23 protein-coding genes and 2 pseudogenes are annotated in these 26,192 nt (G+C 71.2%); 15 read left to right on the top strand and 10 right to left on the bottom strand.

The window, feature by feature from the left end:
- Window positions 1-30: 30 nt before the first annotated feature.
- Both OG349_RS04920 and OG349_RS04915 read right to left on the bottom strand, forming a co-directional pair.
- Window positions 31-1,179: an STM4014 family protein gene (locus OG349_RS04920; RefSeq protein WP_327233413.1), complete on the bottom strand. Its 1,149-nt coding sequence runs from the start codon at window positions 1,177-1,179 to the stop codon at window positions 31-33.
- Window positions 1,180-1,181: 2 nt separating this feature from the next.
- On the bottom strand, window positions 1,182-2,135 hold the full coding sequence (locus OG349_RS04915; RefSeq protein WP_327233412.1) for an STM4015 family protein: 954 nt from the start codon (window positions 2,133-2,135) through the stop codon (window positions 1,182-1,184).
- Between the two features lie 195 nt (window positions 2,136-2,330).
- Between OG349_RS04915 and OG349_RS04910 the strand changes: the two genes are divergently transcribed.
- Window positions 2,331-2,660 carry a hypothetical protein gene (locus tag OG349_RS04910; protein ID WP_327233411.1) on the top strand — a complete coding sequence of 110 codons (330 nt, stop codon included), beginning with the start codon at window positions 2,331-2,333 and terminating at the stop codon, window positions 2,658-2,660.
- 126 nt (window positions 2,661-2,786) lie between these two features.
- Window positions 2,787-3,788, top strand: coding sequence for a DUF6745 domain-containing protein (locus tag OG349_RS04905; protein WP_327233410.1), 1,002 nt, complete (start codon window positions 2,787-2,789; stop codon window positions 3,786-3,788).
- 23 nt (window positions 3,789-3,811) lie between these two features.
- On the opposite strand, the gene OG349_RS04900 is transcribed toward OG349_RS04905, so the two are convergent.
- Window positions 3,812-4,690, bottom strand: coding sequence for a carbohydrate kinase family protein (locus OG349_RS04900; RefSeq protein ID WP_327238447.1), 879 nt, complete (start codon window positions 4,688-4,690; stop codon window positions 3,812-3,814).
- Window positions 4,691-5,088: 398 nt separating this feature from the next.
- Here OG349_RS04900 and OG349_RS04895 point away from each other — a divergent pair, with 398 nt between their 5' ends.
- Entirely contained in the window at window positions 5,089-6,321 is a 1,233-nt protein-coding gene (locus OG349_RS04895; RefSeq protein WP_327233409.1) for an MBL fold metallo-hydrolase, read from the top strand.
- 203 nt (window positions 6,322-6,524) lie between these two features.
- Here OG349_RS04895 and OG349_RS04890 read toward each other — a convergent pair whose 3' ends face one another.
- The gene (locus tag OG349_RS04890) at window positions 6,525-7,307 is read right to left on the bottom strand and encodes a DeoR/GlpR family DNA-binding transcription regulator (RefSeq protein WP_327233408.1); all 783 of its coding nucleotides are present in this window, start codon (window positions 7,305-7,307) and stop codon (window positions 6,525-6,527) included.
- Window positions 7,308-7,382: 75 nt separating this feature from the next.
- Here OG349_RS04890 and OG349_RS04885 point away from each other — a divergent pair, with 75 nt between their 5' ends.
- The 6 genes and pseudogenes from OG349_RS04885 to OG349_RS04860 all read left to right on the top strand — a co-directional run bounded on the left by OG349_RS04885 (window position 7,383) and on the right by OG349_RS04860 (window position 12,696).
- On the top strand, window positions 7,383-8,303 hold the full coding sequence (locus OG349_RS04885; protein ID WP_327238446.1) for an SIS domain-containing protein: 921 nt from the start codon (window positions 7,383-7,385) through the stop codon (window positions 8,301-8,303).
- A 236-nt stretch (window positions 8,304-8,539) separates the two neighbouring features.
- A complete protein-coding gene (locus OG349_RS04880; protein WP_327233407.1) occupies window positions 8,540-10,537 on the top strand; it encodes a sensor histidine kinase in 1,998 nt (665 codons plus the stop codon).
- Between the two features lie 7 nt (window positions 10,538-10,544).
- Window positions 10,545-10,985 carry a roadblock/LC7 domain-containing protein gene (locus OG349_RS04875; RefSeq protein ID WP_327233406.1) on the top strand — a complete coding sequence of 147 codons (441 nt, stop codon included), beginning with the start codon at window positions 10,545-10,547 and terminating at the stop codon, window positions 10,983-10,985.
- A gap of 2 nt (window positions 10,986-10,987) precedes the next feature.
- On the top strand, window positions 10,988-11,359 hold the full coding sequence (locus OG349_RS04870) for a DUF742 domain-containing protein (RefSeq protein WP_327233405.1): 372 nt from the start codon (window positions 10,988-10,990) through the stop codon (window positions 11,357-11,359).
- Window positions 11,337-11,945 (top strand): annotated as a pseudogene (locus tag OG349_RS04865) (GTP-binding protein); the annotation flags it as partial. The gene OG349_RS04870 and the pseudogene OG349_RS04865, both read left to right, overlap by 23 nt.
- 160 nt (window positions 11,946-12,105) lie before the next feature.
- Complete coding sequence (locus OG349_RS04860; RefSeq protein ID WP_327233403.1) at window positions 12,106-12,696, top strand: GAF domain-containing protein; 591 nt, start codon at window positions 12,106-12,108, stop codon at window positions 12,694-12,696.
- A gap of 14 nt (window positions 12,697-12,710) precedes the next feature.
- On the opposite strand, the gene OG349_RS04855 is transcribed toward OG349_RS04860, so the two are convergent.
- On the bottom strand, window positions 12,711-13,793 hold the full coding sequence (locus tag OG349_RS04855; RefSeq protein WP_327233402.1) for a LacI family DNA-binding transcriptional regulator: 1,083 nt from the start codon (window positions 13,791-13,793) through the stop codon (window positions 12,711-12,713).
- A 226-nt stretch (window positions 13,794-14,019) separates the two neighbouring features.
- On the opposite strand from OG349_RS04855, the gene OG349_RS04850 reads away from it, so the two are divergent.
- The 5 genes and pseudogenes from OG349_RS04850 to OG349_RS04830 all read left to right on the top strand — a co-directional run.
- Window positions 14,020-14,847, top strand: a complete 828-nt coding sequence (locus tag OG349_RS04850; protein ID WP_442806363.1) for an ABC transporter permease — start codon at window positions 14,020-14,022, stop codon at window positions 14,845-14,847.
- A gap of 100 nt (window positions 14,848-14,947) precedes the next feature.
- Window positions 14,948-15,973 (top strand): ABC transporter substrate-binding protein, encoded by a 1,026-nt coding sequence (locus OG349_RS04845; protein WP_327233401.1) that lies wholly within the window; start codon window positions 14,948-14,950, stop codon window positions 15,971-15,973.
- Window positions 15,974-15,975: 2 nt separating this feature from the next.
- Window positions 15,976-16,830 carry an ABC transporter ATP-binding protein gene (locus OG349_RS04840; RefSeq protein WP_442806201.1) on the top strand — a complete coding sequence of 285 codons (855 nt, stop codon included), beginning with the start codon at window positions 15,976-15,978 and terminating at the stop codon, window positions 16,828-16,830.
- A 51-nt stretch (window positions 16,831-16,881) separates the two neighbouring features.
- The gene (locus OG349_RS04835) at window positions 16,882-17,466 is read left to right on the top strand and encodes a helix-turn-helix domain-containing protein (protein WP_327233399.1); all 585 of its coding nucleotides are present in this window, start codon (window positions 16,882-16,884) and stop codon (window positions 17,464-17,466) included.
- A 17-nt stretch (window positions 17,467-17,483) separates the two neighbouring features.
- Window positions 17,484-17,999: pseudogene (locus tag OG349_RS04830) on the top strand (GNAT family N-acetyltransferase); the annotation flags it as partial.
- Here the strand turns inward: OG349_RS04830 and OG349_RS04825 are convergent.
- The 3 genes from OG349_RS04825 to OG349_RS04815 form a co-directional block, all read right to left on the bottom strand.
- Window positions 18,000-18,725, bottom strand: coding sequence for a sugar phosphate isomerase/epimerase family protein (locus tag OG349_RS04825; RefSeq protein WP_327238444.1), 726 nt, complete (start codon window positions 18,723-18,725; stop codon window positions 18,000-18,002).
- A gap of 175 nt (window positions 18,726-18,900) precedes the next feature.
- The gene (locus OG349_RS04820; protein WP_327233398.1) at window positions 18,901-22,374 is read right to left on the bottom strand and encodes a ThuA domain-containing protein; all 3,474 of its coding nucleotides are present in this window, start codon (window positions 22,372-22,374) and stop codon (window positions 18,901-18,903) included.
- Between the two features lie 211 nt (window positions 22,375-22,585).
- Window positions 22,586-23,443, bottom strand: a complete 858-nt coding sequence (locus OG349_RS04815; RefSeq protein ID WP_327233397.1) for an aldo/keto reductase — start codon at window positions 23,441-23,443, stop codon at window positions 22,586-22,588.
- A 124-nt stretch (window positions 23,444-23,567) separates the two neighbouring features.
- Between OG349_RS04815 and OG349_RS04810 the strand changes: the two genes are divergently transcribed.
- On the top strand, window positions 23,568-24,578 hold the full coding sequence (locus OG349_RS04810; protein ID WP_327233396.1) for a LysR family transcriptional regulator: 1,011 nt from the start codon (window positions 23,568-23,570) through the stop codon (window positions 24,576-24,578).
- Here OG349_RS04810 and OG349_RS04805 read toward each other — a convergent pair.
- Together OG349_RS04805 and OG349_RS04800 are read right to left on the bottom strand one after the other, a co-directional pair.
- Complete coding sequence (locus OG349_RS04805) at window positions 24,547-25,062, bottom strand: mycothiol transferase (RefSeq protein WP_327233395.1); 516 nt, start codon at window positions 25,060-25,062, stop codon at window positions 24,547-24,549. The genes OG349_RS04810 and OG349_RS04805 overlap by 32 nt on opposite strands.
- Window positions 25,063-25,246: 184 nt before the next feature.
- Window positions 25,247-26,146 carry a transketolase family protein gene (locus OG349_RS04800; protein ID WP_327233394.1) on the bottom strand — a complete coding sequence of 300 codons (900 nt, stop codon included), beginning with the start codon at window positions 26,144-26,146 and terminating at the stop codon, window positions 25,247-25,249.
- Window positions 26,147-26,192 lie beyond the last annotated feature (46 nt).

The following is a 26,192-nucleotide window of genomic DNA, read 5'->3' as shown; positions in this document are numbered from 1 at the left end:
CTCAGGTCACTGTTCCCATCGAGGTGCATGTCAGGCGCCGACACGGTCCCGCCCTCCCCGTACCCCGGGGGCGTCCGCCAGGGCGGCGACCTGCGCCCCGTACGTGTCCAGGCCCTCGGCGCCGCTCCCCGGCAGCCCGGTCAGGCGGGGCAGGAGATCGCCGAAGGCGTTCACCTCGCCGACCGCGAAGCGCCGCCAGCCGGCGAAGGGCAGCAGGTCGACCCCGACGCAGTGGGTGCCGGGGAAGCAGGCGGCGGCCTGCTCGCAGATCGAGAGCGCTTCGCCGAAACCGCTGCCCGCCGCGGACATCGCGGCGCGGGCGGCGTCAAGATCGCCCCTGGTGCCGCCGAGGTGCAGATTGGTCATGGGCGAGCGGCTGGTCCGTACCACCGCGTGGGTGGCGCGGCCCGCGACCACGACGACCCGCAGGTCGGCCGCCCGGCCGTACTGCCCGGCCTTGGGGAGCCACCGCTCGATGTGCAGACCGTCGGGTGCGAGGGTGTCGACAATCGCCGCCACCTCGCGTTCGGTGGTGTAGGACCGCACCCGGAGCGAGTTGAACAGCCGTCCCCCGGCATCGCGTTCGACCGAGGTGGTGGCACGGACCCGGCCAGGGCCGGCCGTCTCGACGGCCAGGACGCCGGACGCCGACGAGCCGTGGGCCAGTTTGACGAAGGCGCGCCGCAGCCCGGCCTCCGCCATCCGGGCCCGCACGTCGGCCCAGCCGGACACGGCGGGCGCGGTGGGTCCTGAGGTGGGGGAGAGCGGGACGGGCACCCCGGCGCGGTCCAGCACACCGTGACAGAGCCGCTTGTCGAAGAGGACCGCCAGCTCACCGGGATCGTCCAGGACGGCGGCTCCGGCCGCGACCGCCTCGCGCGCCAGCGTGTGGGCGGCGGCCGTGAAGCGTCCGTACCAACGGGCCGTGCCCTCCACCCTGGTGGGGTCACCCGCCCCGCGCAGCAGCAGCTCGACCTCCCGGTCCTCGCCCGGCGAATCGATCCGTACGGTCTCTCCCGCCGCGAACCCGGCCGTCGCAGCGCCGTCCGGACCCAGCACGTCGCGCCAGGCCACCACCCGGGCGGGCGGCAGACCGGCGGCCCGTACGGCGTCCTGGAACAGCGTGACGCGGCGGTTGGCCGGATTGCCGACCACCACAAGGCGACGGGGCGGGATCATCGTCACTCCGCGACCGCGGTGTAGCGGTCCTCGCGGTCCTCCTCGTCCTGATGGTCCGACAGGTCGACCTCCACGCCCGCCGCGCCGAGGGTGGCGCGCAGCCGCTCGCGCATCGCCTCGCCCACGAAGTGGTGGTGCAGGTCGAGCTTCTTGAGGTGGGTGAGCGGCTGTCCGGCGAGCAGCGCCGCCACGCCGTCGTCGCCCAGCGTGCCCATCGACAGGTCGAGCGTCTCCAGGCCCGCGACGACCGGTGCGCCCGCGAGGGCGGCGGCTATCTCGTCCTGGATCTGGCTGTTGCGCAGCCCCAGGTACCGCAGCCTGGGCAGCCGGGACCCGGCGAGGACCGGCGCGAGGTCGGCGATCTCCGCGTTCGCGCCGTACCACGACGTGCCGAGCCACAGGTCCAGGCGCTCCAGGGCGGGGAAGTCGCTCGCCGCCACACTCCGTACCACTTCGGCGTCCAGGCCACCGGTCTCGATGGTGAGGGAGCGCAACCGCTCGTGCCGCACGGCGGGGAACCGCAGACCCTGCCCGCCGCGGACCCCGAACTCGTGGAGTGCGGGGAAGGCGTCGAGCAGCGGTGTCACCAGACCCTGGTTGATCCAGGAGATCTCGCACTCGTCGAAAGTGATGTCACCGAGGAAGAGCGCGCGCAGCCGGGGAAGTTGGCGACTGATCGCCACCAGGGCGTTGACCACGTCCTCGGGGTCCGAGTCGTAGGGGTCGCTCCAGGAGCCGACGACCAGGGCCCTGACCTCGCCGAGGTCCACGGCCTTGGCGAAGCGGCCGAACGCCTCCTCCCACGCCTCGTCCGCGTCGTACGAGTCGACCGAGATACGCCAGGCCACGGACGCGGCGGCCGGGAGCCCGCCGGCCGGCTCCCCGCTCGTGTCCCCGGCGGGGAAGTCGAGGACGGGCAGGCCGTACAGCTCCTGCATGTGGTGGGAAATGGCCATGATGAAGGCTCCAGACACCGTGCGGCGTTGGTCGGTGGGTGTGTGCGAGAAGTTGTACCAACTCCCACTGACAACGCCCTTCGCGGGGGCGGGTGGAGCGCGTGCCTCCACCGTCGCCGGGGGCCCGTTGTCAGACCCTGCCTCTAGCGTCGTTCACAGGTCGGCGCACTCGGCGCCGCCGACGAGGGGATAGCCATGTTCCGGCAGGGAGACGTGCTCATCATGCCCGTGGCGGAGGAGTCGGTGCCGTCGGGTGCCGCGGACGCGGTGGGTGAACCGCGCGACGGGCGGGGCCGGTTGGTCCTGGCGCTCGGCGAGGTCACCGGCCACGCCCACGCCGTGACCGGCCGCGGCCGGCTCATCCGTGAACCGGGCTCGGCGGAGGGGCCGATGCTGCTCCATCTCCCGGAGGGCGGGCGGGTGGTGCACGAGGAACACGCGGCGATACCACTGCCGCGCGGATGGTTCCGGGTGGTGCGCCAGCGGGAGTACCTGCCGGGATCGGTGCGGGTCGTCGCGGACTGAGCACGGCGGGCAGGGCCGCGCGGGGGCGGCGGGACAGCACGGACACGGGACAGCACGGGCATACGAGGCACACGGGCGCACGGGCGCGTGGAGACCTGGTCGGACAGGGGAGACGGGGCAGCGGACATGAATGACGTGGACACATGGCGGGGCGTCGCGGCGGCGACGGGCGCGGCGGACCGGGCGGCGGCCGAGCGGGGCGTACGGCTGGCGTACCGCACGGCGGGCCTGGCGGAGCCGGAGCGGATCATCTGGGTGGAGTCGCCCCTGGCCGGGGTGACGGCGGTCCGGTCGCTCGACGGCCGGGGACGGTCCGTGCGTGACGCGGTGCGCACGGGCCCCTGGGCGGCCGAACGGCGGCGGATGCACGACGCGTTGGGCCCCGCCGGCTGGGCCGCGCACTGGAACACCACCGGCGCCCGGCTCTGGGACACCACACGGGCGCTCGCCGAGCGGATACGGAGCGGCGTGGTGGACACACTCGCCGGGAAGCCGGAGGAGGCGGAGGAGATCCGCCCGGTGCTGCTCGACGCCGTCCTCGGACAGCACGACGCCGCCTGGCTCGTCGCCTTCGACGGGTGCGGCGAGCGGCTCGAAGGGCTCGCCGAGGTGGCCAGGCACGCGGGCTGGTGGTGGCCGTACGAGAACGCCGTGGTGATCTGCGAACGCCCCGTCGACCTGCACCGGGACGAGGCGGGCCGGCTCGACCGCTCCGACGGCCCCGCCCTCGCCTACCCGGACGGCTTCGCCCTGTACGCCTGGCGTGGCATGCCGGTTCCGGCGGAATTCCTCGACGAGCTGGCGTCCCTGACGCCGGAGCGGATACGCGGCGAGAGCAACGCCGAGCTGCGCCGCGTCATGTTGGAGCACTACGGCTACGACCGGTTCCTCGCGGACTCGGGCGCACAGCCGGTGCACCGCGACGAGACGGGCATCCTGTGGCGGATAGCCCTCTCCGACGACGAGGACGTCGTGACGGTCGAGGTGGTCAACTCCACCCCCGAGCCGGACGGGACGAGCCGTACGTACTGGCTGCGTGTCCCACCCACCACCAGGACCGCCAAGGAGGGCGTCGCATGGACCTTCGGACTGTCGTCCGAGGCGTACGAACCGGTGCGGCAGACCTGAGCCGCCGCACCGGCGCGGCGCTGTCAGATCTTCGCCGCCCGCAGCTGGTCCAGTCCGATCAGGCCCGCGTCGCCCTGCCCCGTACAGGCGTAGGCACCCGCCACCGCGCCGAGCGCGGCGCAGGCTTCGAGGTCCCGCCCGGCCAGCCGGCCGTAGAGGAAACCGGAGAGGTACGCGTCCCCCGCACCGTTGGAGTCCACCACCGGCGCGGGCGGGGCGGTGGCCCGCACCGGGCGCGGGGTCCGGCTGCCCTCGCGGGTCATCAGGTACGAACCACCCGCACCGGCCGTCGCGACGACGGCCTCGGCCCGGCCCTCGCGCAGGATCTCCCGCATCACGGACGCTATGCGTTCGCGGGCCCCGGCGGCGCTGAGGAACACCAGGTCGGCGCGGAAGGCGAACTCCCGGTGGTAGTCGTCGAGACCGTTCCAGTCCTGGAGGTCGGTCGACACCGGCACCCCGAGCGCCTCGATGTCGTCGAAGAGGAACCGGGTGAAGTGGGTGAGGGACAGGTGGACATGGCGGGCGCGCCGCAGGTGCGGCAGGTAGAAGTCACGCGGCATCCGGAGGTCATCCGGGTCCCTGGCGTCGAAGAACGACATCCGGCGGCCCGTCTTGTCGACCAGATTGACCGCGCGCCGGGTCCCCGCGGGCGACGGCAGGGTCTCGAAGTCCACGTTCCCGTCGGTGAGCCGGGTGCGGACCTGTTCGCCGGGCCAGTCGTCGCCGAGGAAGTCGAGGAATTTCACCCCCAGCCCGAGGGTCCGGCAGCCGAGCGCCACATTGCCACCGGTGTGCCCCGGCCATTCGTGGATCGGACCCACGCCGACGGAATCGGCGAGCGGGACGGGCAGCGAGTTCACGCGGACGACGGTGTCCACCCCGCCGCCTCCGATGACCAGCACGTCGAGCGGGGGCGGGCCGGACCCGTCCTCCTGCTGGTCCGCTTCTGCGGGTACGGGCTGTGGGGGTTGATCGGACTGATCGGTCTGCTCGGTCTGCTGCTGGGCCACCGTCTGCCTTTCCGGTTCCGGACGTCCGTTCGCCGTCACAGTACGGCTGTGAGGCCTGCGGCCACGCCCCGGGGCGGCCTGGGTTCCGGGGCGGTCCGGCAGGGGGTGGGCGGGCTTGTCAAAGAGTCGATTTTGATTCCGGATCCGAGGCGTGCCCGGGAATCCCGGGGGCAGCGTGGACGTTGCATACGCGTGTTCGGGAGCGCGGGACGTCCTGTCCCGCTCGACCCGCACGCACGTACGTCCCCGGCCATAATGGGGGCGACACCGAACCTCCAGGAGGTGCTGTGACAGGCGCTGTTTCTCCCCCTTCGTTGCGCTCCCGACTGCGCTCGCTGCGACCCGCGGCCTTCGGGGCCGATTCGGCGGGGAAGCGGCTGGAGCGGATTCTCGGCTCGCCCAATTTCGCCGACGGTGTCTTCCAGAACCCGGTGGGTGCCCGGATCAGGCCGTCCGGCGTCGGCAAGGATCTGGCGAAGACGTATCTGGAGAAGGAGGCGCGGGCCCTGCGGGCCCCCGCCGGCACCATCCCCGTATACCCGACGACCCTCGCCGAGCTGGCGACCCCCCCGGCCTCCGGCCTGCGGGTCACCTGGATGGGCCATTCGAGCGTGCTCGCCGAGATCGACGGGCGGCGCGTGCTCTTCGACCCGGTCTGGGGCGACCGCTGCTCGCCGTTCGCGTTCGCGGGACCCAAGCGGCTGCACCCCGTGCCCGTACCGCTCGCGTCGCTCGGTCCCGTCGACGTCGTCGTGATATCGCACGACCACTACGACCATCTTGACCTGCCCACGATCAAGGCGCTCGTCTCCACCGACACCGTCTTCGCCGTCCCGCTCGGCGTCGGCGCGCACCTGGAGAAGTGGGGTGTGCCCGCGTCGCGCCTGCGCGAGCTGGACTGGAACGAGACCACCGAGGTCGCCGGGATCAACCTGACCGCCACCCCCGCGCGGCACTTCTGCGGGCGGGGCCTGCGGAACCAGCAGGTCACCCTCTGGGCGTCCTGGGTCGCGGCCGGGCCCGAGCACCGGGTCTACCACAGCGGCGACACGGGCTACTTCCCCGGCTTCAAGGACATCGGGACGGAACACGGCCCGTTCGACGCGACGATGATCCAGATCGGCGCGTACAGCGAGTACTGGCCGGACATCCACATGACCCCGGCCGAGGGCATCCAGGCCCACCTGGACCTTCAGGGCGGCCGCCCGTCGGGCGTGATGCTGCCCATCCACTGGGGCACCTTCAACCTCGCCCCGCACCCGTGGTCCGAGCCCGGCGAGGGCACGATCACGGCGGCGGCGGAGGCGGGTGCCGACATCGCGCTGCCGCGGCCGGGTGAGCCGTTCGAACCGGGCGGCGACGCCGTCCCGGCCACGCCGTGGTGGCGTCCGGTGGCGGTGACACCGTCCGGGGGGTGGCCTGCGCTTCCTGAGGTGGGGGGCGACGTCGAAGCGGAAGCTGGTGCTGGTGCGACGGGGGCGGCTGGGACCGCCGAGACTGCGTCGTCGGCCAAGGGGTGACCGCTGGGCTTTGTGCTTGGCCGGGGTCGTGACGACAGAGATTTCTTGGCTGGTGCCGGTGCGGGGCTGAGCGAGGCACACGTGGCGGGTGATCGGTCGGCACCCGTCGTCTTGGCCGGCTTTTTGTGGTTGCTGCCAGAACCTCATGGTCGGTGGGTGGCGTGCGCGGGACTGTCTTTTCTGGGGTGGTTCGGCTGGGGAAGTCAGGCGTGGATCACCCTTGTTCCGTGTTCCTGGAACGGTTGGGTCAGGGGTTTTGCCTCTGTGCCGGTGATCAGGGTGTTTATCGCTTCTGGGGGGCAGATTCGGGCGAATGCCCGGGTGGTCAGTTTTGAGTGGTCCGCCACTACTGCGACGTGTTGTGCTCTTTCTGCCAGCAGGGCGTTGACTTGTGCCTCGCGTTCGTCGTGGGCTGTGGCTCCGGTTTGGGCGTCCAGGGCGTCCACGCCCAGGAAGACCATGTCCAGGCTGACCTCTTGCAGGAGGTGGCGGGCCAGCGGGCCTACCAGTTCGTACGACTGGGGCATTGCTACGCCGCCGGTTGTCACGATCTTGATGTGGGGGCGGACCGCCAGTTCGTGCGCGATGTTCAGCGCGTTGGTGACGATCGTGAGTGCCGGGTCGGCGGCGCTGCCTGTCAGGTCGCCGCGGGTTGCCAGTGTCCTTGCCACTTCCGACGTTGTTGTTCCGCCGTTGAGGCCCACCACCATGCCCCGGCGGACCAGTGCCGCGGCTGCTCGGGCGATGCGTTCCTTCTCGGAGGCGTGGCGTACCGCCCGGTAGCGCAGGGGTAGTTCGTACGACACCGAGTGCGCCACGGCTCCGCCGCGCGTCCGTGTCAGCAACTGCTGCTCGCCCAGGTGGTCCAGGTCGCGCCGGACCGTTGCCACGGACACGCCCAGCTCGGCGGCCACCGCCTCCACCTCCAGCTGATGCCGCTCGGCCAGGAGGTCGAGCAGGGTGGTGTGCCGTTCGTGCCGGTTCACTGCGTCTCCTTCGGTGCTTGGTGTTGATTGGAAACCTCAACTAGCATGCAGAAACAATCATAGTGGGGAGACATGATGAGCTTTGTCGAGACGGAACTGGCAGACCAGCCTGAATCCTGGGTCCGGGCGGCCGCGTTGGCCGGCGGTCTCAAGGAGGAGCTGCCCGCTCCTGGCGAGCGCACGGCCGTCGTCGGCTGTGGCACCTCGTTCTTCATGGCGCGTGCGTACGCCGCGCTCCGGGAGGGTGCCGGGCTGGGGGAGACCGATGCCTTCGCCGCGTCCGAGTTCCCCGCCGGTCGCCGGTACGACCGGGTCGTCGCTTTGACCCGGTCCGGCACCACCACCGAGGTGTTGCGCCTGCTCGCGGGCGTGCGCGGTTCCGCCCGTACCACCGCGATCACCGCGGATCCGCGGACTCCGGTCCGTACCGCCGCGGACGATCTCATTGTCCTCGACTTCGCCGATGAACGGTCTGTTGTCCAGACGCGGTTCGCCACCACCGCCCTGACCCTGCTCCGTGCCCATCTCGGGCTGCATGGCGACGCCGTTGTCGCGGACGCGAGGACGGCTCTTGCCGAGCCCCTTCCCGCGGATCTTGTGGACTGCGCCCAGTTCACCTTCCTCGGGCGGGGCTGGACCGTCGGTCTCGCGGAGGAGGGGGCGCTCAAGATGCGGGAGGCGGCCCTCGCGTGGACCGAGGCGTACCCGGCCATGGAGTACCGCCACGGGCCCATCAGCATCACCACCGGCGGCACGGCGACGTGGATCCTCGGGCCGGCCCCCGAAGGCCTCGCCGAGCAGGTCACGGCGACCGGCGGACTGTGGGTGGCGGGCCGGCTCGACCCCCTGGCCGAGCTGGTACGGATCCAGCGCCTCGCACTCGCCCTGGCGGATCTGCGCGGACTCGACCCGGACCGGCCGCGTCACCTGACCCGTTCGGTGATCCTGCCCTCCGGGCAGCGGACACCCCCCGGGTGGCCGACCCCGGGCGCGTAGAGCGGGGCCGTTCGTGGGGTCCGTGGCATTCGTGCTGGTGTGCGATGCCTCATACCGGAGCGGGATGCTCTGTGGGCAACTTCGTCAACTGTCCACCGCGCCCGAACTCTTGGCGACTACTGTGAGTGCGCGGTGATCAACGGAGGGCTCCAGCGGCATGCGCCGGACCCGACGTCGGCGCCGCAGCCGACCACCAGCAACGCCGATTCCTGGGGCCCCACGTACCGAGGACACTGATGTCTCAACTTCGCGCACCCGCCGCGCGGCCGGACCGCCGCGAAGGCGGGCGGCACGGCCGGCCGGGCGACCGTTCGCTTTCCTCCCCGGGCCGGCGGAACAGGCCCGCACCACCGGACGCCCGTATACGTCCCCAACTCCTGCGCACCGCCGTTCTGCCCGCGATAGTCGCGGCGTTGAGCGGCGCGGCCGCCGTGGTCCTGATCTTCCGCTCCACCGCGGCCGAGCCCACCCTCGTGGTCTGGGCGGCCCTGTTCGGCATGGCGCTGGTCGCCTTCGCCGCCGTCGCGGCGGCCGCCCTCGGCGCGGAACGCACCGCGCGGTCGCTCATCGACCGCTGCAACGCCCTGCGCCGGTCCAGCGCGCGCGGACAGGCCGACCTGCGCGCCGTCGTGGAGCAGCTCAGGCGTGGCGAGCGCGTGCCCCCGCGCCGTACGCCACCGCCCGCAGTCGTCGGCGGGGACGAATTCGACCTGCTCGCGGAGGAATTGAGGCGGTCCCAGGAGACGGCTGTCACCACCGTCGTGCAGGCCTCCCGGCTCTCCAGCAGCGTCGGCAACGAGCAGAAGGTCGAGGTGTTCGTCAACCTCGCCCGCCGCCTCCAGTCCCTGGTCCACCGGGAGATCCAGCTGCTGGACGACCTGGAGAACGAGGTCGAGGACCCGGAGCTGTTGAAGGGGCTCTTCCACGTCGACCATCTGGCGACCCGCATCCGCCGGCACGCGGAGAACCTCGCCGTCCTCGGCGGCGCGATCTCCCGCAGGCAGTGGAGCAAGCCGGTCACGATGACCGAGGTGCTGCGGTCCGCGATCGCCGAGGTCGAGCAGTACCCCCGGATCAAACTGGTGCCGCCGATCGACGGCACGCTGCGCGGCCACGCCGTCGCCGACGTCATCCACCTGCTCGCCGAACTGGTCGAGAACGCCACCCTGTTCTCCGCCCCGCACACCCAAGTCCTGCTGCGCGTGCAGTATGTGACGGCCGGTCTGGCCATTGAGGTGGAGGACCGCGGGCTCGGGATGGCGTCCGACGAGCGGAAGAAGATGAACGGGCTGCTCGCCGACCCCGACCAGGTCAACGTCGCGCACCTGCTCCAGGACGGCCGCATCGGACTGTTCGTCGTCTCCGCGCTGGCGCGCCGGCACGGCATCGCGGTGCGGTTGCAGTCCAACATCTACGGCGGGATCCAGGCGGTGCTCGTCCTGCCGCAGGCGCTGCTGGGCGGGGATCCGTCGGCTCCCGACGGGCGGGACGTGGCTGCGGCCGGCCCGATGGGAGCGGGTGCCGGTTCGGGTCCGGGTCCGGGTCCGGGTTCGGATGTGGGAGTGACGGGTCCGGTCAGGGGTACGGTCCCGGCCGCGCCCGCCGCTGCCGTACCCCCGCCCCCGGCGGTGGCGCCCTCACCCGTACCCCAGGCTCGGCAGCGGACGTACGAGACACCGCCGCGCCCCTCGCACCGCGCGCCCGGCTCCGGCGTCCCCGCCCCGCTGCCCGTCCGGGGTGAGCGGCCCGACCGCCCCACGCCGGCCGCAGCGCGCCCCGGCGTCACGCACCCGAGGCAGCAGTCGGCCGACGCCGCGGGCTCCTCCGCCGCCCCCTCCGAGGTCAGGATCGCGGCGCGCGTGCCGACCTACCCGTCGTCCGAGCCCGGCGCCGACGGCACCCTCCACTCCACCGCGAGCAGACCCCAACTGCCCAGGCGCCGGGGGCAGGAGCACCTGGTCCCGCAGTTGCGGGACCGGCCCGCCCCGGCACCCGCCGCCGAACCGGTCCTGCACGACCCCGGTCTCATGGCGGCCTTCCAGCGCGGCATCGACCTCGCCGAATCCCAGCCCACCGTCTCCGGCCCCCGGGCGGAGGCGCCGCCGGACCCGCTGCGGGATTTCGGGCCGGATCCGTTGTCCGATCCGTTGTCGGCGCCCCTGCCGGACCCCCTGTCGGACCCGCTCCCGGAACAGCCGGAACCGCAGCGCCACGACACCACCTCCAAGGAGTAGATGCACCATGGCGAGCGATGTCCCGACCGGCCAAGTCTCCGACCTCGACTGGCTGCTCAGCGGTCTGGTCCAACGTGTCCCGTACACCCGCAGCGCGGTGCTGCTCTCCTCCGACGGCCTGGTGAGGTCCATGCACGGCATGGACGCCGACAGCGCGGACCACATGGCCGCCCTCGCCTCCGGCCTCTACTCACTCGGCCGGAGCGCCGGCATCCGGTTCGGCGACGGCGGTGAGGTCCGCCAGGTCGTGGTCGAGCTCGACTCCACCCTGCTCTTCGTCTCGACGGCCGGCTCGGGCACCTGTCTCGCCGTGCTGGCCGGCCGGGAGGCCGACGCCGCCGTCCTCGGTTACGAGATGGCGATGCTGGTCAAGAGCGTACGGCCGTACCTGATCACCCCCCTGAGACAGGTGGCGGGTACGACCCCGAGTGGCACGGGGGGGCTGTGAGCGTGTCGGCCACGACGGACGGGCCGTGGCTGGACGAGGCAGCCGGCCGGCTCATCCGTCCTTACACCGTGAGCGGGGGCAGGACGCGGCCGACGACGGCCCTGGACCTGCTGACGCTGGTGATGTCCACGGGCTCGGTGCCGGACGCGCACCTGGGTCCCGAGCACGCCCAGGCCGTCGGTCTCTGTCAGAGACCGACCTCCGTGGCGGAGATCGCGGCGCATCTGCGGCTGCCCGCGACCGTCACCAAGGTACTGCTCTCCGACCTGGTGGACTGTGGAGCGATCACCGCTCGGCCACCGGACAGTTTCGACCATCCCACCGACGTTTCCCTGCTGGAGGCAGTGCTCGATGGCCTACGACGACAGCTCTGAATCCTTCAGCTCCGAATCCTTTCCCACCGCCCTCAAGATTCTGGTCGCGGGCGGGTTCGGGGTCGGCAAGACGACCTTCGTGGGGGCGGTGAGCGAGATCGCGCCGCTGAGCACGGAGGAGTTACTGACACAAGTCAGCGCGGCTACGGACGACTTGACGGGGGTCGAGGCCAAGACGTCCACGACGGTCGCCATGGACTTCGGGCGGCTGACCCTGGACGACCGGCACGTGCTCTATCTCTTCGGGACGCCGGGCCAGGAGCGTTTCTGGTTCATGTGGGACGAGTTGTCGAGAGGCGCGCTCGGCGCGATCGTCATCGCGGACACGCGGCGGCTCGAATACTCGTTCTCCGCAGTCGACTTCTTCGAGCAGCGTGGCATCGGCTTCGTGGTCGCCGTCAACGAGTTCGACGGTTCGTACCGCTACGAACCGGAAGAGGTACGGGCGGCGATGGACCTCAGACCGGACGTGCCGATCGTGCTGTGCGACGCGCGCATCGCCAGCTCCGGGATCCAGACGCTGGTCACGCTCGTCCAGCATCTGCTCACGGCGACGGCCGCCGTGAGTCCCGCGCCCGGTGCGGGTGTGGGGCCGGGTGCGAGTTCTTCCCCCCATCCCGGTGCCGCCGCGAGCCTGAGCCTCACCCCGATCCCGAAGCCGATCCCGATGTCGGCTCCGGACCCCGCGCCCGAGCACGCCGAATGACGCCGCAGCCCCCGATGTTCCCGAGCGACGGAGCACCCGCATGAGGTACGACCCGATCGCCCGCCTGCTGCTCACGCCCGTCGACCAGGAGGCGCCCGACCGCGTGCAGCGACTACGGCGGCTCGGGCTGGGTGAGCGGTCGGAGCCCGCCTTCGACGCCTTCGCCCAGCAGTTGGCGCAGATGACGGGCGCTCCGTACGCGATGGTCAACTTCATCGACGAGAACCGGCAGTTCTTCGCGGGGCTGCATACGACCCGGGGGACGGAGGGCGAGCGGGGGACGGGCGGCGAGCGGTTCATGGCCCGTGATCACGGCTACTGCCCGTACGTCGTCGTCCGGCGCAAGGCGCTCGTCCTCGAAGACGTCCGCGACTTCCCCCGCTTCGCGGGCAACCCCCTGGTCGACGAGATCGGGATCCGCTCCTACCTCGGCGCCCCGCTCATCGACCGTACGGGCCTGGCCCTCGGCACGGTCTGTGTGGTCGACACCGAGCCCCGGCGCTGGGGGCGCACGGGTCTCGACACCATCAAGTCGTTCGCGGCGGAGCTGATGTCACAGATCAGGCGCCGGGAGGACGGCCTGCTCCCGGGCTTCCCGGACCTCCGCGAGGTCCCTCGCGTACCGGAGTAGGGCCTTGACGGGCATCACTGGCGGAGGCCGGTCGGGCGGGGTGGCGCGGTGCTGCCCCGCAGGACCACGTCACCGCCCACCCGCAGCACCCGGGCCCGTGTTCCGCGCGGCTCGCGCAGGGCGAGCGAGATGACGTGCCGGCCCATCTCCGTGAGCGGCAGGGCGACGGTGGTGAGCGGGGGTGTCAACTCCCGTACGAGCGGGATGTCGTCGAAGCCCGCGAGCGAGAGGTCGTACGGCACCCGTATGCCCGCCTCGCGGAACGCGGCGAGCGCGCCCACGGCCATCACATCGGTCACCGCGAAGACACAGGTGGGGAGGGTGTTTCCGGCCAACAGCTCCTGGGCGGCGGCGTATCCGCCGTCCCGGGTGAACGCGCCGTGCACGACGGCGCCCGGGCGCAGGGTGACCCCGGCCTCCGCGAGTCCCTCGCGGAACCCGGCCAGCCGGTCCGCGACCGTCGTGAGCGCGGGCGGCCCGCTCAGCACGCCGAACTCCCGGTGTCCCAGGGCCAGTAGGGCGCGGGCCAGCGCGGCCGCCCCGCCTCTGTTCTCCGGCAGTACGGCGTCGGCGCGCAGGCTCCGGTGCCGGCTGACGATCGCGACCCGGCCGCCCGCGCGGACGTACGGGGCGAGTTCGGCGTCCAGGGTGCGTTCCCAGGCGCGGTCCTCGAAGCCCGAACCGATCAGCAGGATGGCGCGGGCCCGTTGGGCGCGCAGCATGGAGACGTACGCGATCTCCCTGGCCGGTTCCCGGAAGGTGCTGGCGAGCATCACCAGCACGTCCTGCTCGGCGGCGGCCCGCATCACCCCGCCGGCGATCGCGGCGAAGTAAGGATCGCCGACATCGTGGCAGATCACGCCGACCGTGTTGCCTGCCGCGCCGGCCAGCGCCTGGGCATGGGCGTTGGGGATGTAGCCGAGGAGATCGGCGGCGGCCCGTACCCGCAGGCGCAGTTCCTCGCGGACGCGGGTGGTGCCGTTCAGGGCCCGGGAGGCGGTCGCCAGGGAGACCCCGGCGCGGCGGGCGACGGCGTCGAGGGTGACATGGGCGTGCGCGGCGAGCGGTTCCGGTCTGCGTGCTTCCCGTTCACTCAACTCGACCCCCGGAATTTAGGGACGACCTATTGACCGTATGGACGGAGAGTCATTAGCGTGGCGATCACCGTACCAGAAAGCGCTTTCTGAAAGCGCTTAGCTCTTGTAACTGCCCGGATCACCCGAGGAGTTCACTGTGAGCCAGAGCCAGTCTCCCAGCGCGAGTCCGAGTCAGGTGCAGAGCGACGGCCCGGGTCGGTCGAAGAGCGCTTCCGGTGCGTCCGGCGTGTCCGGTGTGTCGGCGCGCGACCGGCCGGGGGCGGGTGAGCGGCTGGCCCGGGTGGTGGACGCGGGCTGGCGGCCCGCCGTCCTGCTGGTCGCTTGTTTCGCCGCCTGGTGGGTCATCGCGGCGGCCGAGCTGGTGGAGCCGTACCTCGTCCCGTCGCCGGGCGCCACCCTGGACGTCCTGACCGGCAAGACGAGTTACCTCTGGCAGCACACGTGGGTCACGACCTACGAGACCCTGCTCGGCTTTGTCATCGCCGTCGCGGTGGGCGTGCTCGCGGCGGTGGTGATGGTCTACTCCTCGACCGTCGAGAGGACGCTGTACCCGATCCTGCTCTTCGCCCAGGTCGTGCCGAAGATCGCCGTCGCCCCGCTGTTCGTGGTGTGGCTCGGCTTCGGCATCACACCGAAAATCCTGATCGCCGTGCTCATCGCGTTTTTCCCCGTGGTGATCTCGATGGTCACCGGGCTCAAGGCAGTTGACCCGGAGATGCTCCAACTCTCCGCGACCATGGGGGCGAAGCCGTGGCAGACCTTCGTCAAGATACGGTTCCCGGCGTCGCTGCCGCACCTGTTCTCCGGGCTCAAGGTCGCCGTGACCCTGGCCGTGACGGGGGCGGTCGTCGGTGAGTTCGTCGGGGCCGACGAGGGGCTCGGCTATGTGATCCTCCAGGCGAACGGGAACCTCGACACGCCGATGCTCTTCGCGGGGTTGCTGGTCATGTCACTGATCGGCGTGGTGCTCTTCGTCCTGGTCGAGATCGCCGAAAAGCTGTTGCTGCCCTGGCATGCCAGCCGCCGGGACGTGGGCGCGACCACGGCCTTCTGACCCGTACGGCGTACTGATCCACACGCGTACCCGCACCCCCACCGCTGCTTCCCCCACCGCGTACCGATCCGCCCGACTCCGTCCAGTGAAGGGCCTCGCCATGCACGCGCGCAGACTCATGACCGGCCTCGTACCGCTGCTCCTCGTGGCGACCGTCACCGCCTGCGGCGACGACGGGCCGGCGACCACGACCAGCGACTCCGGCAAGAAGCTCGACAAGGTGACGCTGACGCTCAACTGGTACCCGTACGGCGAACACGCGCCGTTCTACTACGGGAAGCAGCAGAAGATCTTCGAGAAGCACGGCATCGACCTCACCATCAGGGCCGGCCAGGGCTCGCAGAAGACGGTCCAGGCGACCGGCGCGGGCCAGACGGACTTCGGCTGGGCGGACACCCCGGCGCTGCTCAGCGGGGTCGACCAGGGCGTCAGGGTGAAGAGCCTGGGAGTGTTCCTCCAGACCACACCGTCGTCGGTGCAGTACTTCGCGGACCAGAAGGTGAGCACGCCGGCCGACCTCAAGGGCAAGACGATCGCGGGCACGGCGGGTGACGCGCTCAGCAAGACCTTCCCGATCTTCCTGGAGAAGAACGGCCTGGACGAGTCGGACGTCAAGATCCAGAACACCGATCCGGCGGGCAAGATCGCCGCGGTGATCTCGGGAAAGACGGACGCCCTGCTCGGGTACGCGAGCGACCAGGGGCCGACCATGCAGGACAAGGCGAAGAAGCCGGTGTCGTACCTCCGTTTCTCCGAACACGGCCTGAACTTCTACTCCAACGGCCTCATCGCGGGCCAGAAGATCCTCTCGGGGAGGAGCGAACTCGCCGGGCGGATGGCCCAGGCGGTGAGTGAGGCGTGGGCGGCGGCGGAGAAGGCGCCCGGCCCCGCGATCGCCGCGATGCACGGCGCGTCGGAGCAACTGCCGCCGCACACCGTCCTGTCGGAGCAGTTCAAGACGACTCTGACCCTGCTCCACACCGACGCGACCGACGGCAAGGCGCCCGGGGTGAACACCGACGCCGACTGGCAGCAGACGATCGACGTCTTCGCCGAGGCCGGGCTGGTGAAGAGTCCGAAAGCGGTTTCGGAGTACTGGGACAGCGGCACGGCGCTGAAGGGATGACGATGGCCTCGGATGCGACGCTGCGGAAGGCGGGCGAGACGGGCGCGACGGACAAGAATCGGCCGGGGGCGGGCGCGGCCGGTACGGCGCCGGCGGTGGGCCTGTCCGGCGTCTCCGTCCGCTTCCGTACGAAGAACCGCGACGTCACCGCCTTGCGCGACGTCTCGCTCGACGTGGCGGCGGGGGAGTTCGTCGCCCTGGTCGGCCCCTCGGGTTGCGGCAAGTCGACGCTGCTCAAGCTGGTCGCGGGCCTCCTCGACGCGTCGGCCGGGTCCGTACGGCTGCACGGCGAAGAGGTCCACGGCCCGCGCCCCGACATCGGGTACGTCTTCCAGCGGGCGGCGCTGCTGGAGTGGCGCAGCGCCCGGCGGAACATCCTGCTCCAGGCGGAGATGCGCCGGATGCCGGCCGCGGCGGCGCGCCGACGGGCGGACGAACTCATCGAGATGACCGGGCTGACCGGCTTCGAGGACGCGTATCCGCACGAGTTGTCGGGCGGGATGCAACAACGTGTGGCGCTGTGCCGGGCGTTGCTGCACAAGCCGCCGGTCCTGCTGATGGACGAGCCGTTCGGCGCGCTCGACGCGCTCACCCGCGAGCAGATGAACCGCGAACTGCACCGGATCTGGCACGAGACGGGCACCACCGTGCTGCTGGTGACCCACTCCATCTCCGAGGCGGTCTATCTCGCGGACCGGGTGGTGGTGATGAGCCCCCGGCCCGGGACGGTCACCGAGATCATCGACGTGGGACTGCCGGCGGAACGCGACTACACCGAGACGCTGGGCCGCGCCGAGTTCCGCGAAGCGGCTTCCAGGATCAGGGAGTTGCTGGGCGCGGCCTCCGCGGCGGACTGAGCACGGGGCCCCTGCGGAAGGGAATCCCGGATCTGGGATATTCTCCCGGATGTGAGAGAAGAGGATGCCGGACCCGGGGCCGACCGGGTTGATGTGTTGCTTGCCGCGCGGCTGGCCGAGCTGCGGAGTGAACAGGGCTGGTCGCTGGAGGAGTTGGCGCGGCGCAGTGGTGTCAGTCGCTCCACCCTGTCGCGGGCCGAGCGGCGGGAGATCAGTCCCACCGCCTCGCTGCTCGGGCGGCTCTGCGCGGTGTACGGGCGTACTCTCTCGCAGCTCCTCAGCGAGGTGGAGACGGAGCCCGCCCACCTGGTGAGGGCCGGCGCCCAGACCGTGTGGACCGACGCGGCCTCCGGCTTCGTACGCCGGTCGGTGTCGCCGCCGCAGGCGGGGCTGCGGGCCGAGATGGTCGAGGGCACACTGTCGCCGGGCGCGGACCTGTCGTACGACCGGCCGCCCGTGCCCGGCATGGAGCAGCACATCTGGGTGCTCGACGGCTCCGTCGAGATGACGGTGGACGGTACGGCGCACACCCTGCGCGCGGGCGACTGCCTGCGGATGCGGCTGTGGGGGCCGACACGCTTCCGGTGCCTCGGGCCGGAACCGGTCCGGTATGCCGTGGTGGTGGTTCTGCCGTGAGCGTCCGCCCTGATCTCATCAGCGAAACCCTCGGCGCCGACGAGCTGCTCGACCGGCTCGAAACTCTCGCCGATCTCCTCGTCGACACCGTCGCGGGCGGCGCCTCCGTCGGCTTCCTGCACCCGCTGGACCGTACCGCCGCCCTCGCCTGGTGGCGGGCGCAGGCCGGCGCCGTCCGGGCGGGGGAGCTGTCCGTACGGATCTGCCGGGACGGCGAGCGTGTCCTCGGTACGGTCGCCGTGGCGTACGCCGACAAGCCCAACGCCCGCCACCGCGCCGAGATCCGCAAGCTCATGGTCCACCGCGACGCGCGCGGCCGTGGTCTCGGCCGGGCCCTGCTGGCCGACGCCGAAACGGCGGCGGCCGAGGCCGGGATCACCCTGCTGCTGCTCGACACGGAGACGGACAGCCCCGCCGAGACGCTGTACCGCTCGGCGGGGTGGACCGTGCTCGGTGTGGTCCCCGGCCACGCCGAGGACCCGGGCGGGACGCTCCGCCCGACCACCTTCTTCTACAAGGGACTTGGCGCGGGCTCAGTACCGCAGCCGGGACAGGTAGCGGTAGCTGTTCTGCGCGCTGACAAACGGGTCCGGCGGGGAATCGTGCTCCACGAGCCACTGCTTCACACCCCCGCCGCGCGCCGTGTCGAACATGGCGGGGAAGTCGAGGACACCCGAACCGACGTCCTCGAAACCGCCGTTGGGCGCCATGTCCTTCACGTGGAGCGCCGGGAAGCGGTTCCGGTGTTCCACGAACAGCCGGCCCGGATCGTCCCCGCCCTTCGCCGCCCAGTACAGGTCCAGCTCGAACCCGACCAGGTCGGGATCGGTCTCCCTGAGCAGGATGCCGTACAGGTTCTCCCCGTCGACCACCACGTGGTCGGCGTCGTGGTTGTGGAAGAGCACCTTGAGCCCGGACTCCCTGGCGAGGAGCCCCGCCTTGTTCAACTGCCTTGCCGCTTCCCGGTATCCGGCCGGGGAGTGCAGCTCGGCGGGCAGGCTGGGCACTACCACCCAGCGCCCGCCGAGCGTCCTGACGTCCTCGATCGCCTGCGGCAGACCGCTGCCGGCGACCGTGCCGTACCCGACGTGTTCGAGGACCGCCTTGAGGCGGGTCTCGTCCAGCATCCGCCGGATGTCGGCCGCGCTGTACCCGTGCCTGCCGCTGACGCCGACCGTCGCGTAACCGATCCGCGCCAGCCGCTCCAGCGTGCCCTTGAAGTCCGTCGCGAGAGGCGTGCGCATCGTGTAGAGGTGCATGCCGATCCCGGAGGGCGGGATGCGGCGTGCGCACCGGCGGGAGGCCGCCGGGGCGGAGGACGTCGGGGCCGCCGAGGCCGTCCCCGCACCCGCCGCCGTGCCTGCCCCCAGGGTGGCCAGACCCACCGCCGTACCCACCGCTCTGCCCAGGAAGGAACGCCGTGTGCCGGTCATCTCAACTGTCCTCTCCGCCTGCGTCGATCCGGACCGCGCCTGTGGTGGTGTCGCCCTTGTCGTCGGTCACGGTCAGGTGCGCTGTGTACGGACCCGGCCGCGCGTACGTGTGGCGTGCGGTCGGGCCTTCCGTACCCGTCGCCTTCGTGTTGTCGCCGAAGTCCCAGTGGTAGGAGGCGATCGTGCGTCCCGCCGCCGGCGTGACCGTGCTGCCGAGTTGGAGAGTGAGCGGATCGGTGGCGCTCACGGGCGCCGCCGTCACGGTGACCTTCGTCGCCGGTCTGGCCTCCACCCCGGGGCCGTTGAAGTGCAGCCAGTCCACGGCGAACAGGTCCGCCTTCTCCGCCGACCACTCGGGGTTGACGAACACCGCGTACATCTTCACGGTGGTGCCCACCGGCCGGAGATTGACGCTGGGCGACACGACGTTGCCCCAGCCGCCGGTGTTCGGGACGGTCACCGTGCCCATCAGCGGCCCGGTCGGTGAGCCGTTACGGAACTCGATCTTCCCGCCGATCCCGCCCGAGGCCGCGCCCACGGTGACGGACGTGATGCCCTTGAGGTTGACGGGGGAGAACGCGATCCAGTCGCCGTCCTCGATCTCGGTCAGCCGCTTGCCGCCCGACGCGTCCGCCCGATCGCCCGTCACCGCACCGCCGTTGGCGCCGCCGGTCTCGGTACGGTGCTCCGCCTCGCGGAACGTCGTGCGCAGCGTCAGCGCGGACGAACCGGTCAGCGCGGGCACGTCACCGGCCCCGCTGTCCGTGTACGTGGCGGTGATGCCGTAGTAGAGATTCTGGCCGGGACCGTGGCTGTCCCCGGCGTCCGTCACGATCTCGCCCGCGCAGCCGGTGTAGTTGTCCAGCGGATGCAGATGGCTGTCGTGCCCGAGCTGCGACTGGACGACCACGCGGGAGCAGTCGATGGCTCCGTCCTCGCCGGTCTTCCCGTCCTCGCGGTCCTTCACCTTCACCTTGAACGGGATGGTGTCGCCGAAGCTGAACATCCCGCCGTCCGGTGGCTGTTGGATGGTCACCACCGGCCGGGTGTTGCCGACGGTGATGTCCTGGACGGAGTTCGCGGTCAGCCCGCCGGGCCCGGTGACCGTCAGCCGCGCGGTGAACTGGCCGTCGGTCCGGTAGACATGGGAGGGATTCGCCTGCGTGGAGTCGGTGGTGCCGTTCCCGTCGAAGTCCCAGGCGTAGGTGGCCGGCAGATCGCCGGGGACACCGGAACCCGCGCTGGAGAAGGTCACCTTCAGAGGGGCGACTCCGCTGTCGGGGGTCGCGGTGGCCTTGGCCGTGGGCAGCCGGTTGTCGCCGACGTGGTCGATACGGTAGATGCCCGAGCCCTCGTTGGTGCCACCCCGCCCCGTACCGCTGCCGAGCCCGAAGTCGATGACGTACAGCGAGCCGTCGGGGCCGAAGTCGGCGTCGAAAGGCTGGTTCCACTTCATGTCGGCGAACACGCCGTTGATGGACTGGAGATCGCCCGCCTTCACCGGCGCGAAGCGCGGATCCTGGAACGTCTGGTCCTTCTCCTGGAACGAGAAGGTCTTGAACCAGGTCCTGGTCAGCTCGTAGTTGAACCACTTCCCCTCGAAGTACTCGGGGAACTTGGCCGGGTTGGGGTTCGCGGGGTCGTAGTCGTAGACGGGACCGCTCATCGGCCCCGCGCCCCCCGTGCCCAGTTCGGGGAACTGCGCCGACGCGGAGTAGGCGTACCAGACGGTCGCGGGCTTGGCCGGCGGCAGGTCGCGCAGGCCGGTGTTGTACGGCGAGTCGTTGACGAGCTTGCCGCAGTCGAACGTCGCGCCCGAGGTCCTGGTGGCGAAGTCGTAGTCGTTGAACGGGGTGTTGTTGCCCGTGCAGTACGGCCAGCCGTAGTTCCCCGGCTCGGTGATCCTGCTGTACTCCACGGTCCCCTCCGGGCCGCGGTCGGCGACGGCCGCGCGCGCGTCGGGACCGTAGTCGGCCACCATCAGGGCCCCGCTGCGCGGGTCGGTGGTGATCCGGAACGGGTTGCGCATGCCCATCGCGTACACCTCGGGGCGCGTCTGCTCCGTACCGGGAGCGAAGAGATTGCCCTCCGGGACCGTGTACGTACCGTCGTCCTCGGGCGTGATCCGCAGGATCTTGCCGCGCAGGTCGTTCGTGTTGCCCGAGGTGCGCTGGGCGTCCCAGGCGCGGCGGCCCTCGCGCTCGTCGATCGGCGTGAAGCCGTCGGAGGCGAACGGATCGGTGTTGTCGCCGGTCGCGATGTACAGGTCACCGTTCTTGTCGAAGGCGATCGAGCCTGCCATGTGGGAGTTGGCCCGGCCCTCGTCGCGCTGGGTCGGGACGGTCAACAGCCGCTTCTCGGAGCCCGGTTCGACGGTGTTCCCCGTCACGGTGAAGCGCGACAGGTTGAGCTGTTTCTCGGTCTTGTCGGAATTCAGCAGATAGAGCCAGTTGTTCGTCGCGAAGTCCGGGTCGAGCGCGAGGCCGAGGAGACCGTCGGACTGGCTCGTCATCTCCGGCGTGTACGCGAAGTCCAGGGCGGTCGAGACCTTCAGGGTCTTCTGGTCGATCACCTTGAGCTTGCCGGTGCGCTGGATGAAGAACACCCGGCCGTCCGGCGCGACCGCCAGCTCGAAGGGGTCGGCCAGATCCTCCGTGGCCAGCGCGGTCCGCTGGAAGGAACTGGTCTTCGTGGCCGTGCAGTCACCCGGCTTGTTGCCCGCCGCCCACTGGATGCCGCCGAGGAGGTGCTTGCGGAAGGCGTCCTCCTGGAAGGCGGACGCGTCATGGCCGCCCGCGGTGAACCAGGACCGCCCGCCGTCGTAGTTCTGGCACCAGGACCAGGGGTGGTCGACGCCCTCGTCCAGACCGGTGATGCCGTCGTTCACCTTGATCTGGGCGAGTGTGTGGACCTTGCCGGTGGGATTGGTGCGCCAGTTGTACCACTCCTCCGTGCGCTCCCACAGCTCGGGAAGCCCCTTGGTGGAGGGGTGGGCCTGGTCGAGCACCTTGACGCGGCCGGTCTGGACGGCCGGGTGCTTGTCGAAGATCGCGCCGACCAGTCCCTCGTACCACCCCCAGTCGCGCTCGCTCGCGGAGGCGGCGTGCAGACCGACCCAGCCACCACCCGCGCGGACGAACTCCTGGAGCGCGGCGCGCTGCGGGGCGTCGAGCAGATCCCCGCTCTCCGGGGTGGAGTTGGTGTTGTTGAAGACGATCGCCTGGAACCGGGCGAGGTTGGCCGTCGTGAAGGCGGTGGCGTCGGTGGTGGCCTCGACCTCGAAGCCGTTCTCGGTGCCCAGCTGCCTGACGGCCTCGACCCCGGCGGGGATCGAGTCGTGCGAGAAGTTGGTGACCTTGGAGAAGACCAGGACGCGGAACGGCGCCGCGTCGGCCTCGGGCGGCGAGGCCATCCCGAGCCCGAGGACGAGAGCCAGTAACGCGGTGATCACAAGAAAGGGCGGCGAGGTTCTCATGGGCGCTCCCGGGTGCTGGTGGGGCCGGCGGGTTAGAAAGCGCTTTCTGGAGTACGTCGCACAGCGTAGGTGGCGGTATTACAGGGGGTCAATGGGTCGGACGGGACGGGGTGTTGTTCGGGTCGCACGTCGTGTCCTGCATCGCCGGACGGGCTTGACGAGCCCCGTCCGGCGATGGAAAGCGGCGCTCACCTCACCGCGCCGCACGGCACTACGCCGCGTCGAGCTCCGCCAACTCCGCGGCCGTCAGGGTCAGATCGGCCGCCTCGACCGAGTCGCGGACCGTCGCCGGGCGGCTGGAGCCCGGAATCGGGATCACCGTGGGGGACTTGGCCAGGAGCCAGGCCAGACAGACCTGGTGCGCGCTCACCCCGTGCGCCTCGGCCACGCGGGCGAACGGGGCGAACGTGGACCCCAGTTCACCGGCCCGCGTGATGCCGCCGAACGGGCTCCACGGCAGGAACGCGATGCCCAGCTCCGCGCACAGCTCCAACTCCCGCTCGCTGGAACGGAAGGCGGGCGAGAACTGGTTCTGTACGGAGACCAGCCGGCCGCCGAGGATCTCGTTCGCCTGCCGGATCATCTCCGGATCCGCGTTGGAGATGCCGGCCTGCTGGATCTTGCCCGCGTCCAGCAGATCGCGGATCGCGCCGACCGACTCCGCGTACGGCACCTTCGGGTCGGGGCGGTGGAACTGGTACAGCCCGATCGCCTCCACCCCCAGCCGGCGCAGCGACGCGTCGCACGCCGCCTTGAGGTGTTCGGGCGAGCCGTCCAGCGTCCATGAACCGTCCCCTGGACGCAGATGGCCGCCCTTGGTGGCGACGAGCACCTCGCCGCCCCGGTCGTGGGACGCGAGCGCCTTGGCGATCAGCGACTCGTTGTGCCCGACCTCGTCGGCGTACAGGTGGTAGGCGTCAGCGGTGTCGATCAGCGTCACACCGGCGTCCAGCGCCGCGTGGACCGTGGCCACCGAACGGGTCTCGTCCGGCCGGCCCTCGATGGACAGGGGCATACCGCCCAGACCGATCGCGCTGACGTCGACGGTCCCGATGCGGCGAGTCTTCATGGTGGGGGAGCCCTTCTGCTGCGGGTCCCGCCGGTTCCGGCGGGACGTACACACCTTGGCAACCGTTCCACCGGCGCGTCCAACAGAAGAAAGCGAACACATTCAGCACGTACGCTTCTGAATCGTGGAACTCAGGCATCTCGAATACTTCGTCGCCGTCGCGGAGGAACGTCACTTCACGCGAGCGGCCCACCGGCTCATGGTCTCCCAGTCGGGACTCTCCGCCTCCGTCAGAGCCCTGGAGCGCGAGCTGGGCGCCCCGCTGTTCGTACGCAGCACCCGCCGCGTCGAGCTGACCGGCGAGGGGCGCGCGCTCCTGGTGGAGGCGCACCGCGCGCTCGCCAGCGTACGCGCGGGCAAGGAGGCGGTCGCGGCGGTCCAGGGCCTCCTGCGCGGCACGCTGGTGGTCGGCACCGAGCAGTGCATCACCGGCGTGCACGTGCCGGGACTGCTCGCCCGGTTCAGGTCCGAGCACCCCGATGTGGAGGTACGGCTCCGGCAGGCGGGCTCGGCCGCGCTGGTCGAGGACGTGGCGGAGGGGCGGCTCGACCTGGCGTTCGTCGCCCTGTCGGGACCCGCGCCCGACGGGGTGAGGCTCGTACCGCTGGCCCGTGAACCGATGGTGCTGCTCTGCCATCCCGACCATCCCCTGGCGGGGGCGGACGGTGTCGGCTGGGCGGACCTCGGCGGCGAGGTCTTTGTCGACTTCCACGAGGACTGGGGAGCCCGGGGCCTCAACGACCGCGCCTTCGCCGCCGCCCGTACGGCCCGGCGGGTCGCCCTGGAGGTCAACGACGTGCACAGTCTGATCGAGCTGGTCGGTCACGGCCTCGGCATCGCGGTGGTTCCCCGGCCGGTCGCCCGCAAGAAGGAGGCAGCCGTGTTGCGGACCGTCCCGCTGACGGGCGCGGAGGACCATTCCTGGGAGGTCTCGGTGGCGCTCCCGGAGGACCGGCGGACGGGCCCGGCGGCGCGGGAGCTGCTCTCGTACCTGCCGGACACGCCGTTGGGCGGGGCGTGCGAGGGCGCTCCGACGGCTCCCGACGTGGCTGTCGTCCCGGCCGCCCGTACGGCTCCGTCGCTCCCCGCCTCCCGTACGCCTTCTACCGTCGTCGCCCCAGCACACCCCGGATGAAGGCCGCCTGTCCGGCGTGCTGGAGGTCGTCGGAGATGACGCTGACCAGCCGGACCCCCAGGGTGACGTGCGGGATCCACGCGTCGTCCACGACCCGGTCGAGGTCGGAGACCTTGAGGGTGCCGAGATACTCGACGGTGCGGTCGTGGACGTCGTCGTGATAGCCGGTGAGCAGGTCAGCCGTGACGCCGGCGACCTTGGCGACGTCCTTGGGGGAGTGGCCGTACCCGGTCGACCCATGGGAGAACGGCAGCTCGAACCGCCCGGCCCAGCCGCCCGACGTCCACACCTGCTCGGTCCCCGCGGCGTCCGAGACGTGGTCGTCCTGGATCCGGGTGAGGTGCCAGACGAGCCAGGCGACCGAGTTCGACCCGTCGTCCAGTCGGGTGGCCAGCTCCTCCGGCGTGAGGTCCGCGACGACGTCGTGCACCACCTCGCGGATACGACCGAAGGCGTCGATGAGCAGGTCACCGCTGGCGTTCATGGCTGACTCCCTACCTGTGCCCGTACCTGTGCGAGTACCCGTGCCCGTACGCGTGCTCCCGTCGGAGACGGCGGCACGGCTCCCGTACAGGTTCCCCCGGCGGACCGGAAGACGCTCCCCGACGTTCCCGGCGACGGGCCACCCCGGCGCACCCTCTCAGTGCCCGAGGCTCAGTGCCCGAGGCTCAGTGCCCCAGGAACGCCGAGATCCGCTCGCGCAGTGACGCCGGGTCGAGGCCCTGGGCGGCCACATGCTCGTGGAGCTGCCCGTACCGCCGCAGCTCACGCCGCGCCACCCCCAGCCCGAGCACCCGGTGCGGGGTGTCGGCGAGGGCGTCGTTGGCGGCGGCGGTGGACGTCCCGGCGAGGTACGGCTCCACGATCACCACGTCCGCCGCGTTTCCGGCCGCCACGGCGCGGCGTACGGCCGAACCGTCGAAGGGCCGCACGGTGGTCGCGTACAGCACCGTCGTGTCCAGCCCCTCCGTCGCTGCCCGTACGTTGTCCAGCATCGGTCCCACGGCGATCACCACCCCGCCGCGCCCTTCGCGCACGGTCCGGAATCCCGGCCCGGTGAGCGGCGTCGGGCGGGCGTTGCTCTGCTCGGACAGCCGCACGTAGTCGCGGCCGTCCCCGGCGGCGGCGCGCCGGATCAGGGTCTCGGCCTCGTCGGGATGGCCGGGGACGTGGATGTGCCAGCCGTCCAGGGTGTCCATGAGCGCCACGTCGCCCGGCGACATGTGGGTGAGACCACCGGCCGGCCAGTCGTACGAGCCACCCGCGCTCACCAGCACACCGCCCACGCCCTGGTGCCCGAAGTCCAGCTTCACCTGCTCGAAGGGCCGCTCGACCAGAAAGCTCGCGAAGGTGTGCACGACCGGCCGCAGCCCGGTGAGGGCGAGCCCGGCGCCCACCCCGATCAGCAGCTGCTCACGGATGCCGACGTTGATCACCCGGTCCGGATGGCGGCGCGCGGCCCGGGTGAAGCCGTCCCTGCTGATCTCGGCGAGCACGACCGCGAGGCGCGGGTCCTCGTCGAGCAGCCGGGAGGTGGTGGCGATGAACCGTTCCCGCATGGTGTCCATGGAAACAACTCCGGAAGTTCGTGGTGATTCGTGACGGACCGGGGTG

The organism is Streptomyces sp. NBC_01317, from assembly GCF_035961655.1.
Classification (GTDB): Bacteria; Actinomycetota; Actinomycetes; order Streptomycetales; family Streptomycetaceae; genus Streptomyces.
Note: the sequence above shows the minus strand (reverse complement) of the source record. Positions and strands in the feature narration are given on the sequence as shown.